At 49.7% G+C, this 11,633-nt stretch carries 8 protein-coding genes and 1 pseudogene; 4 read left to right on the plus strand and 5 right to left on the minus strand.

What is annotated here, in order from left to right; all coding sequences use genetic code 11:
• Positions 1–130 precede the first annotated feature (130 nt).
• Complete coding sequence (locus HGP28_RS11335; RefSeq protein WP_168836583.1) at positions 131–2,626, plus strand: PBP1A family penicillin-binding protein; 2,496 nt, start codon at positions 131–133, stop codon at positions 2,624–2,626.
• 128 nt (positions 2,627–2,754) lie between these two features.
• Here the strand turns inward: HGP28_RS11335 and oxyR are convergent, their stop codons facing one another.
• Positions 2,755–3,657, minus strand: a complete 903-nt coding sequence (gene oxyR, locus HGP28_RS11340) for a DNA-binding transcriptional regulator OxyR (RefSeq protein WP_168836584.1) — start codon at positions 3,655–3,657, stop codon at positions 2,755–2,757.
• Positions 3,658–3,948: 291 nt separating this feature from the next.
• On the opposite strand from oxyR, the gene HGP28_RS11345 reads away from it, so the two are divergent.
• Complete coding sequence (locus tag HGP28_RS11345) at positions 3,949–4,677, plus strand: glutathione peroxidase (RefSeq protein ID WP_168836585.1); 729 nt, start codon at positions 3,949–3,951, stop codon at positions 4,675–4,677.
• An 8-nt stretch (positions 4,678–4,685) separates the two neighbouring features.
• Complete coding sequence (locus HGP28_RS11350) at positions 4,686–4,949, plus strand: DUF3624 domain-containing protein (protein ID WP_168836586.1); 264 nt, start codon at positions 4,686–4,688, stop codon at positions 4,947–4,949.
• 305 nt (positions 4,950–5,254) lie between these two features.
• Here HGP28_RS11350 and argH read toward each other — a convergent pair.
• The 4 genes and pseudogenes from argH to argC form a co-directional block, all read right to left on the minus strand.
• Positions 5,255–6,658: pseudogene (gene argH, locus HGP28_RS11355) on the minus strand (argininosuccinate lyase); the annotation flags it as partial.
• A gap of 271 nt (positions 6,659–6,929) precedes the next feature.
• Positions 6,930–8,141: an argininosuccinate synthase gene (locus tag HGP28_RS11360; protein WP_168836587.1), complete on the minus strand. Its 1,212-nt coding sequence runs from the start codon at positions 8,139–8,141 to the stop codon at positions 6,930–6,932.
• A gap of 227 nt (positions 8,142–8,368) precedes the next feature.
• Entirely contained in the window at positions 8,369–9,160 is a 792-nt protein-coding gene (argB, locus tag HGP28_RS11365) for an acetylglutamate kinase (RefSeq protein ID WP_168836588.1), read from the minus strand.
• A gap of 36 nt (positions 9,161–9,196) precedes the next feature.
• Positions 9,197–10,201: an N-acetyl-gamma-glutamyl-phosphate reductase gene (gene argC, locus HGP28_RS11370; RefSeq protein WP_168836589.1), complete on the minus strand. Its 1,005-nt coding sequence runs from the start codon at positions 10,199–10,201 to the stop codon at positions 9,197–9,199.
• A 146-nt stretch (positions 10,202–10,347) separates the two neighbouring features.
• On the opposite strand from argC, the gene argE reads away from it, so the two are divergent.
• Positions 10,348–11,484, plus strand: a complete 1,137-nt coding sequence (argE, locus tag HGP28_RS11375; RefSeq protein ID WP_168836590.1) for an acetylornithine deacetylase — start codon at positions 10,348–10,350, stop codon at positions 11,482–11,484.
• Positions 11,485–11,633 lie beyond the last annotated feature (149 nt).

An 11,633-nucleotide genomic window follows, 5' to 3' on the forward strand; every position in this document is an offset into this window, starting at 1 on the left:
TGCTCCAAGTTTCGTCGCCCAAAAGGTTGTTATTGAACCGTAAATAGCGGTTAATAGCACATGAGCTCATTTTTTGGTCTAGGGTACTAGTGTTTGCGACTCGACAACCTCAACTAATCAGGATTCTCCGGTGAAGTTCATAAAGCGTTTATTAGCATTAACATTGATTTGCATAATTTTTGGAGTGATGACGATATTTGGTTTTTATCAATATCTAAAGCCCGAATTGCCTGACGTCGCAACGCTCAAAGAGGTCGAGTTGCAAACGCCAATGCAAGTGTTCAGTGCCGATGGCAAACTGATCGCTCAGTTTGGCGAAAAACGTCGCATTCCAGTGACATACGAACAGATCCCACAAGCGTTAATTAATGCGCTCATCGCAACGGAAGACAGCCGCTATTATGACCATTACGGCATTGACCCTATTGGCATTACTCGTGCAGCAGTCGTAGTGGCAATGTCAGGCAGTGCCAAACAAGGGGCGAGTACCATTACTCAGCAGTTAGCGCGGAATTTCTTTCTCTCAAACGAAAAGAAAATCATGCGTAAAATCAAAGAGATTTTCATCGCTCTGCACATAGAACAATTACTAACGAAAGAAGAAATTCTCGAGCTCTACGTTAACAAAATTTTTCTTGGTCATCGCTCTTACGGCTTTGGCGCCGCTGCGCGCGTCTATTTTGGTAAAGATCTTAACCAATTAACCCTGAGCGAAATTGCGACATTGGCGGGGATGCCAAAAGCCCCTTCGACTATGAACCCGCTCTATTCTGTGGAACGTGCAACGGCAAGACGTAATGTCGTGCTGCTGCGTATGCTTGATGAGGGTTACATTACTCAAGCAGAATTTGATCACACGCGCGCAGAACCCATCGTCGCCAAATACCACAGCGCAGAAATTGAACTTAACGCGCCGTATGTTGCTGAGTTGGCTCGCGCTTGGGCGGTCGAGCATTACGGTGAGGAAAAAGCTTACACCTCGGGGATGCGCATCGTAATGACGGTTAACTCAACGATGCAAAATGCAGCAAACCAAGCGGCGCTGGAAAATTTACTCGCCTATGACGAGCGTCATGGCTATCGCGGCGCAGAAAGCGTGCTGTGGCCGGCATCAGAGACGCCTTGGACCGAAGCGCAAATGGACTCTCATCTGCGCACTCAACCCACCTATGGTGAATTGGTTCCCGCCATTGTTACCCATGTGCAAGACCAAACGGCGCAAGTGTGGGTTAAAAACCGTGGCGCGCAGACTCTTGCTTGGAATGGGCTTAAATGGGCGCGTCGTTTTGTCACCGACGAGCGTCAAGGCCCTGCGCCTACTTCCGCCAGTGATATTTTGGCCATTGGCGAGCAAATCTGGGTTCGTGACAATGGCACGTCAGAGGCGAATCAATGGGTACTGAGCCAAGTGCCAAATGCCAATACCGCCTTTGTCGCAATGGAGCCAAGCGATGGCTCGGTTCAAGCGCTTGTGGGTGGTTTTAACTTCGTGCATAACAAATTTAACCGCGCCACGATGTCAGTCCGTCAAGTGGGCTCAAGCATCAAACCTTTTATTTATTCAGCGGCGCTCGACAGTGGCTTGACCCTTGCTACGCTGATCAATGATGCTCCGATCAATCGCTGGGACAGCAGTCAAGGTACGGCATGGCGTCCGAAAAACTCGCCACCGACTTACATCGGCCCAACCCGTTTACGCATTGGTCTGGCAACGTCAAAGAACGTGATGGCGGTGCGTACGCTGCGTGAAGTTGGTCTGGATGAAACGCGTCAGTTTTTGGCCCGCTTTGGCTTTGATATCAACAATGTGCCGCGCTCTGAAACCATCGCGCTTGGCGCAGGAAGCCTGACCCCAATGCAACTGGCGCAAGGCTACTCAGTATTTGCAAACGGCGGATACTACGTTAAGCCTCACTACATTGCGTACGTCGAAGATCCGTTTGGTAAATTGATTTACAAAACCGAAGCGAGCTTTATTTGCGATGCAGCTTGCGAAGCTGAGCGCAGCGCCGCCGAGCTGTTTTTCAATGAACGCGATTACGACGCGCAATACGCACCGCAAGTGATCAGTGAACAAAATGCGTTTTTAGTCCGCGAGATGTTGTACAGCAACATTTGGGGGGGTGGCAACTGGCGCGACGGCACCGGTTGGAATGGCACGGGTTGGCGAGCGCAAACCCTCAAGCGTCGCGATATCGGTGGTAAAACTGGTACCACCAATGACTCAAAAGACGCTTGGTATGCCGGATATGGCCCCAATACGGTCGCGGTCTCGTGGGTCGGTTTTGATGACAATAGCCGCACCTTAGGTCGCACGTCTGGAAACGCTAATCTGGATAATAAGCAGATCACCGGAGCAGAATCTGGCGCCAAAACCGCAGAGCCAGCTTGGATTGAGTTTATGCGCGTGGCTCTGGCCGATGTGCCAAGTCAAAACAAAGTCATTCCCGAAGGGATCACCCGGGTGCGCATTGATCGAAAAACCGGACTGCTGACAGACAAATCGGACTCGAGCACCTTGTTTGAATACTTTGAAGAGCAGAGCGCGCCAACGCAATACACCGTCAACGCGCTTGATGAAGATATTTACTCTGGTAGTAACGCGTCAAACGATGAACTGTTTTAAACCACAGCCAATCGCGATGTTATCTCACCAAATATGAATAATAAAAAGGCGCCTGCATTGCAGAGCGCCTTTTTCATACTCATCAAACTCTCTACCTTATGGGCATTTCCCACAAGCTGCGGCAGCAATCAGCTCGAAAGGCCAACAGCTCCTAGTGTGTCACTGATGCTTTGCGCCAATGTTTCAAAACGAACGCGCAGTGGAGAGCCTGGGCGATAGGCCAACACCACACTGCGTGAAGGCACCGGATTGACCGCAGGCAAATAACAGACACCGTCTTTTTCTCGCTCTTTCGGTAGCGATAACTGGGGCAGCAAAGTGATCCCCGCGCCCGCTGCGACCATATTTCGCAGCGTTTCTAAACTAGTGGCTTTAAACTGTTCATCGTCACTGGCGCCGGCAGCAAAACAAAAACCCAACGCCTGATCGCGTAGACAGTGGCCGTCGCCGAGCGACAGCACGGTGCGCCCATCCAGTAGCGCCATATCCACTTCGTTCAACGTTGCCCATTCATGCCCCGATGGCACAGCGACACTGAGTGGCTCATTAAACAGCTCAATTTCGCGAAACGGCGCGGTTTCCGGCACCGAGGCTAAAATCAAACAGTCCAATTTCCCCTCTTCAAGCTGGCGCACTAAATCCCGCGTTTGCGCTTCATGCAAAAAAAGCGATAAATCAGGAAACTGCGTTTTTAATGACGGCACAATTTTAGGCAGTAAATAAGGCCCAACAGTCGGAATAAAACCAATGTGAATTGGCCCTGTCATCGCGTCACTTTGCTCAGCTGCCAGCTCACGAAACAGCTGAATATCCGCCAATATGGTTTTGGCTTGCGCCACCAGCTTGCGCCCAGAATCAGTAAACAGCACGCGGCGACTGCTGCGTTCCAATAAGGCGGTTCCCAACTCTTCTTCTAATTTACGAATTTGGCCACTTAAAGTCGGCTGACTAACAAAGCACGCCTCTGCGGCCTTACGAAAATGGTTGTGTTCTGCCAATGCCACTAAGTATTCAAAATCTCGTATGTTCATGTCATGCCTGCGGAGTGAGTAAAAATGGATGCAGCGGCGCGCTCAAACGGTATCGCGTTGCTAGGGTCTGTTGACTTTTCGAGGTTAAATTTTGTTCGCGCAAAAATCAGCACGAAAGGTCAACAGACCCTAATAACTGCTTGCCGATAGGTTTCACCAATTAAAAAAATAACATCAACCGATTCTATCTATCAAAAGTTTTTTTTGATAATAGGAAGCACAAACTCATTTGCATAATTCCCATCTGGGTATATAACGAAATCGCAAAAAACATTTAAAAGGAATCCAATCATGTTTACATCCAAAGAAGGTCAAGCTGTTCCACAAGTCACCTTTGCCACGCGCCAAGGAGACGCATGGGTCAATCTCACCACTGACGCTCTGTTTAAAGACAAAACCGTCATCGTATTCAGTCTGCCAGGTGCGTTCACCCCAACTTGCTCGTCAAGCCACTTACCTCGCTACAATGAGCTCTATTCGGTGTTTAAAGAGCATGGCGTTGATGACATTTTGTGTGTCTCTGTCAATGACACATTTGTTATGAATGCGTGGAAAGCCGATCAAGAAGCGGAAAATATCACCTTTATTCCCGATGGTAATGGTGATTTCAGTGCTGGCATGGGCATGCTGGTGGAAAAGAATGACCTTGGTTTTGGCAAACGCTCATGGCGTTACAGCATGCTAGTGAAAAACGGCATCATTGAAAAAATGTTTATCGAAGACGATGTCCCAGGCGACCCGTTCAAAGTGTCAGATGCCGACACTATGTTGGCGTACGTTGCACCCGATCACAAAGAGCAAGCCTCAATCACCGTGTTTACCAAGCCTGGCTGCCCGTTCTGCATGAAAGCAAAGCAGAATTTAATTGATAAAGGGTTGAACTACGAAGAGTTGGTACTTGGCAAAGATGCTACCACCGTCAGCCTTCGTGCGATCACCGGTCGTTCGACCGTGCCGCAAGTTTTCATTGGCGGTAAGCACATCGGTGGCAGTGAAGAGCTCGAAGCCTATCTTGGCTGATCTTCGCGATGGCTTGCACCGACTGTCAACACACGCCGTTTTGGCACAAACTGGGGCGCTGCCGTCGCTGCATGTGGCAGCTCAGTGTGTTATCGCCTCTTAGCGGCCTACTTTGGTGGCACTTTGCCAGTGAAGCGCCTCGAGCGATTGAAACCATTGCGTTATTGTTTGCTTGGGTAAGCTTTAGTGGCTTGCTGACGCTACACCTACTGTTTCTGTGGGTGATTTGGCCATTGAAGCAGTCCTCAAGAAAAGCGCGTCACCAACCGTGATGGCAGTAAAACAAAAAGCCCTCAAGCGATGAGCATGAGGGCGTCTTAGAGAAACCTAAGAAAAAGCAGTTGTTCTAACACCAATCAGGCAAAGTACTGAGTAACACCACCCAAGTTTGATGCACGCCGCCAAGTAATAAACCCACCCGTTGGCAAATCCATCACTTAACAAGTTCATCAGTTAACAAGTCAAAGGCGCTTAGGATACGCAGTCAACCTGTCAAAACAGTGCTATTACCATTTAGCCGAATTGATACTTTTTCTGACGAGAGTTCCGTCGATTGGTTCCATTATTTGTTATTTTTTGACTCTAGGTGTGCGCCTGATCGCAGCTTTAACTGCAAGCGGTGCTGAGCCTGCTCAACGGCATGTGCAACTTGCTGTGGCGCAACGCCACCAAGTGCGCAGCGCTTCTCAAGGCACGACTCAATCGTCAAAATCGCGTAAACATCTTCTTCAATCACCGGTGAGAACGTTTTTAACGCCTCCAGTGACAGCTCTTCCAGTGCGCAGCCTTGGGCAATCGCTCCTACCACAGCAACGCCAACAATGTGGTGCGCTTCACGGAACGGGATCCCTTTAGCAACCAAATAATCAGCCAGTTCAGTGGCATTCGCATACCCTTGTTTTGCCGCTTCTAACGTGCGTGCTTGATTCACTTTGATGCCATCAAAACACAGCGCCGCCATTTCCATGCATTCCAGCCAAGTGTCGAGCGCATCAAACAGCCCTTCTTTGTCCTCTTGCATATCTTTGTTGTAGGCCAGTGGTAGGGCCTTCACTGTCATCATCATGCCAGAAAGCGCGCCATAGACTCGACCTGTTTTTCCGCGGATCAGCTCCAGTGCGTCTGGGTTTTTCTTTTGTGGCATCAAGGAAGAACCTGACGTAACCGTATCCGCCAGCTCAATAAAATTCGACTCACCTGAATTATAGAAAATCATGTCTTCGGCCAAACGCGATAGATGCACCATCGACATTGACGCCACTGACATCAACTCCATCACATGATCGCGATCGGAAACGGAATCTAGCGAGTTACGCGTCGCACGGCGAAAACCGAGATCTTGCGCCAGCTGCTCACGATCAATAGCGTAAGCGGTACCGGCAAGCGCGCCGGAACCCAAAGGGCACGTTTCAAAGCGATGCATCGCGTCACTTAAGCGCGAGTGATCACGCTCAAACATCTCTACATAGGCCAAACACCAATGAGCAAAAGTCACTGGCTGCGCTCGTTGCAAATGGGTATAGCCCGGCAACACCGTGTTTTGGTGCGCTTTTGCGACCGTGACTAATTGCGCTTGAAGCTGCTCAAGCCCTTGCAGTAGAAGTTCGGATTGCTGGCGACACCAGAGTTTCAAATCGGTCGCGACTTGATCGTTGCGCGAGCGCCCGGTGTGCAATTTCTTGCCTAAATCGCCGACTTTAGCGATAAGCTGTTGCTCAACCCAAGAGTGAATATCTTCCGCATCCGAGCGTAAAATTTGCTCTGGATCCTCAAGCACAGACTGCTTCAATTCGATCAATGCTTGTTCAAGTTGCTGCTGCTCATTCGCGCTCAACACATTGACCGAGACCAAGGCTTTTGACCAGGCAATTGAGCCCACAATATCTTGCTCGGCCAGTCGGTAATCAAAGCGCAGTGAGTCATTAAAGTGTTTAAATCGTGTGTCTGCTGCCTGAGTAAATCTACCGCCCCATAGTGCCATCGTGTTTCTCCTAAACGTTCATTTGCCTTGGCTATTTTTCCCAATCGGGTCTTATACCCAAACAACTTGGAGTTGCAGGTAGGCGGCAAACGAACAAAGCCTCTGAGCATAGATAGACTATGTGATGAGGTTTGTGAGAGCCAGCCAACAACGCTGCAACTTCAAGTGGAAAGGGTATAGATCTTAAAAAGCAAAGGCCAAATGCACCTTTGCTTTATTCGTTTGCCGCCTACCCGCAACGTTTGGGTATTGCGGCAAATTTATTGTCGTTTTATTTGTTGCTATTGAGCGCGCGAATGCGGCTAGACAGTGAATACAAACGAATAAAGCCGCCAGCGTGGCTTTGGTCATACACTTCATCTGCGCCAAATGTGGCAAACTCTTCAGAGTACAGGCTATTAGCGGAACGTTTTTGCGTCACGGTCGCTTGGCCTTTGTACAGCTTGACGACCACTTCACCGTTAACGTCTTGCGCCAATGTGTCCGCTGCGGCAAGAATCGACTTACACAGTGGCGTAAACCAACGACCATCGTAAACCAAATGCGACGCTTTTAGGCCGAGCTCTTCACGAAATTCAAATGATGTTTTGTCCAATACCAGTTGCTCTACTGCACGAAGCGCTTCCATCATGATGGTGCCCCCTGGCGTTTCATAACAGCCACGAGACTTCATGCCAACCAAACGGTTTTCAACGATATCAATACGGCCGACACCGTGCTTTGCGCCCTTCTCGTTAAGGTATACCAGTGCGTTATATGGCGTCATTGCTTCACCATCGACACCAACCACAGCGCCTTTTTCTACCTGTAAGGTGACATATTCCGCTTCGTTAGGTGCTTGCTCGGGATCAACCGTCCATACCCAGCAATCTTCGTTTGGTGCATTCCATGTGTTCTCAAGCACACCACCTTCGGTTGAGATGTGCCATGCGTTGGCGTCACGCGAGTAAATTTTCGTCAGTGAGGCGCTGCAAGGAATGTTGCGTTCAGCAAGATAATCCAAACACTCTTCACGACTGACCAGATCCCATTCACGCCATGGCGCAATCACGTGCAGATCAGGCGCTAGTGCGGCAAACGCCCCTTCAAAACGGACTTGGTCATTCCCTTTGCCTGTACAGCCATGGCAAAGTGCATCGGCTCCCACCTTGCGCGCGATTTCCACTTGCGCCTTAGCAATAATGGGGCGAGCCATTGACGTGCCAAGAAGGTATTTACCTTCGTAGTACGCTCCGGTTTTCAGTGTTGGATAGATGTATTCAGACACCATCTCTTCTTTCAAATCAACAACGTAACACTCGGACGCACCCGACGCTTTCGCTTTGGCCTCAACGCCCTCGAGCTCTTCAGCGCCTTGACCTACATCGGCCACAAACGCCACAACTTCACAGTCGTAATTCTCTTTCAACCATGGAATGATCACGGAGGTATCGAGACCACCAGAATACGCAACCACGACTTTATTTACTTGTACTTTACTCATCATTTTCTCCAGACACTGCCCACGCAGCGCACGACTTATACTCTTCCCACTTGGCGCCGCAGCTTTGTTGGCTGGCTCTTACAAACTTCATCACATAGCTTATCTATGCTCAGAAGATTTGCTCGTTTGCCGCCTACCTGCAACACCAACTTGTTTGGGTATATTAGGTTGATTGATTTGACCACTGGGTCATAAAACAGGGTTCACTTAACGATGGTGCTAACTCATTACGCTTGCGGCACAAAACGCGTTCCGATGCTGCTACCAGCAAACAGCGCCGCTAATTTTTCAGGATAACGCCAGCTCGCCACTTCAATCGGACGCCCAAGATCGTGCGCCGCTTGTAGCGCCGCTTGCACTTTGACAATCATGCCATCGGTGATGACTTTGCCCGCAATCAGAGCATCGGCTTGCGATTGCGTCAGACTTGGTAACAAATGGCCTTTACCATCCAATACACCACTTACATCCGATAGCAGCACCAATTCAGCATCCAGCGCACCAGCCACCGCCACGGCAGCTTGGTCGGCATTCACGTTCATCAGCTGCCCATCTGCCGTAATACCAATCGAACTGATGATCGGGACTGCACCTGCCGCCATAATCGCTTGCAGTACCGCGCCATTACCGGGCGTGGCTTTACCAACCGCGCCAAGCTCGGGGTCAAGCTCTTCAACAACGCATAAGCCGCCATCGGCCAAGCTCAAGCCGACGGCATTGAGGCCCGCGTTCATTGCTTGCCCTTGCAACAATTTATTGGCGGTGCCTGCTAATGCGCCGGCAATGTAAGGAATGTGCTCAAGTGGCGTCACACGTAGGCCGGCTTTTTTTTCGGATTTAAGTTGCAATTTCGCGAGCAACTCATCGACTAAATAACCACCACCGTGCACTATCACAATCGGTCTGGCCGCGGCACTTTGATATGCCATTACCGCGCCGAACAGTTTATTGAGCGTCTGTTCACACGAAAGTGCGGCGCCACCAAGTTTGATCACTAAAGGAAGAGAAGGCATTGTCATGATGAATCCTTTTCATGCTAATACGAATGACAGCGGCTAAAGCAGCGCGGTTAGCGGCGCAAAACCATAACGTAAATTGAGGCACTGCATCGCTTGGCTTGAAGCGCCTTTGAGCAAGTTATCAATGCATGAAACCACAATGACGTGCTCCCCTTTCACCTGCCAGCCAACATCACAAAATGGTGTGTGCACCACATCATCAAGGCAAGGCAAGGCGTCGGTTTTGAGGCGCACCAATGGCGCATTTGCATAAGCTTTAGTAAAGGCGGCATCGACTTGTTCTGCGCTCACATTCGCATTGAGTTTCATCGTTGTGGTCGCCAAAATGCCACGTTTGAAATTGCCCAAATGTGGTGTGAAAATGACATCACAGCCCAAGTGAGTGGCAATTTCGGGTTGATGGCGGTGGGTGAATACGCCGTAAGGTTGTAAACTCACCTCACAAAAGCTGTTTTTCATCGTCGCTTTACGGCCAGCGCCCGAGACACCAGAGGTGGCGTTGATCACAGGCCACTGCTGAGTATCAATCAAGTTGGCGTCAAGTAATGGACGAATCGCCAGTTGCGCGGCGGTGGGATAGCAGCCCGCAACCGCAATCAGCGGACTTTGCGCAATAGCGTCAGCATTCCATTCAGCCAATCCGTAAACCGCTTGTTCAAGTTGCGTTTGGTGCTGATGCTCAAACCCGTAATAATTGGTATAGAACTCAGCGCTTTTGACTCGATAAGCACCTGACAAATCAAACACCTGGCAGTCATTATTAAGAAATATCGGCGCAAGATCGTGGCTCACTTCATGCGCTGTCGCAAGAAACACCACATCAACACTGCGCGCAACCGCCTCAGGATCGGTTAACGGCTGCACCGGCTCATCAATGATGCCCGCAAGCTGACCATGTAAACTGGCAATGGCCTTACCAGCATCCAAGCTATTGGCGGAGACATACAAACCTGCTAGCGTGAGGTTTGGGTGTTTTTGGACCATCAGTGCTAACTCCGCTCCGGTGTAGCCTGATGCGCCGATAATGGCAGTGTTTAGCATTTCAATACATCCATTACTGAAATTGAATAAAGTGACGATTCATATTTATAAAAAACACCAATAAGTGATTTTTTATTCATTAAATATGATTTAGTATGTTTTTAGCGTTTTCTAGTCTTACTGTCAACATTGGAAGTGAATAAACTATGTCATTACCCAGTTTTCTCGAGGTTTATCGGGGTCTCATCGCCACCCCATCTATCAGCTCAACCGATTTGTCGTGGGACCAAAGCAATCAAACCGTGATTGAAAAGCTCTCAAGCTGGTTTGAAGCGCTCGGTTTTGCGGTCGACATTCATTCTGTCGCGCCGGGTAAGTTCAACATGGTGGCGAAAATGGGCCAAGGTGAAGGCGGCTTGCTGCTCGCAGGTCACAGCGACACCGTCCCTTTTGATGAAGGGCGCTGGAATTTTGACCCACATGCGCTAACCGAAAAAGACAACCGTTTTTATGGTCTTGGTACCGCCGATATGAAAGGCTTTTTTGCCTTTATCTACGAAGCGGCCAAGCAGATGCAGTGGCAAAATCAAACCAAGCCACTCTATGTACTTGCCACCTGTGATGAAGAGACCACGATGGCGGGGGCGCGCGCCTTTACGGCCGAAGCGCCTTTTAAACCGGATTATTGCATTATTGGTGAGCCCACCAGCTTAGTGCCGATCCGCGGCCACAAGGGTCACGTTGCTAACGCAGTGCGCGTGACGGGCAAATCTGGCCATTCATCCGATCCTGCGCTTGGGGTTAACGCCATTGAGATCATGCATGAAGTGCTGTTTGCGCTGATGAAACTGCGGGATGAGCTGATTAAACGCTACCACAACCCCGGTTTTGCCGTGCCGAGTCCGACATTGAACCTAGGCCACATTCACGGCGGCGACAGCGCCAATCGTATTTGTGGCTGTTGTGAACTGCATTACGACGTGCGCCCGCTGCCTGGCGTAAGTCTCGATGCGCTCGAAAACCTATTGCGTGGCGCGCTCAAAGAGGTACAAGCCAAATGGCCAGGGCGAATTGAGATTGTGCCTTTGCATGAGCCGATCCCTGGTTACGAAACGCCCCAGTCGCATCCGTTCATTCAAGACATTGAATCGTTATGCGCTATGGAGTCACAAACCGTCAACTACTGCACCGAAGCGCCGTTTCTGCAGCAATTGTGTCCTACATTAGTCTTGGGCCCAGGCTCGATTGACCAAGCGCATCAGCCCGATGAGTTTCTCGCGTTTGAATTTATCGACCCGACGGTGGATGTGCTGAAAAAAGCGATTCATCGGTACTGTTTCTAATTGATACAATTTCGAATATATATCCCAACACCATGATAGAGAACGTGCAATAGTCAGATTTGCGCGTTCTTTTTCATGGAGCCCCACTATCTGTAACAAACTTTCACCTTGCGCAACACTTTTATAAAGCCTTGCTCTAAATCAGGATA

The organism is Vibrio agarilyticus (assembly GCF_012641465.1).
Taxonomy (GTDB): Bacteria; Pseudomonadota; Gammaproteobacteria; order Enterobacterales; family Vibrionaceae; genus Vibrio; species Vibrio agarilyticus.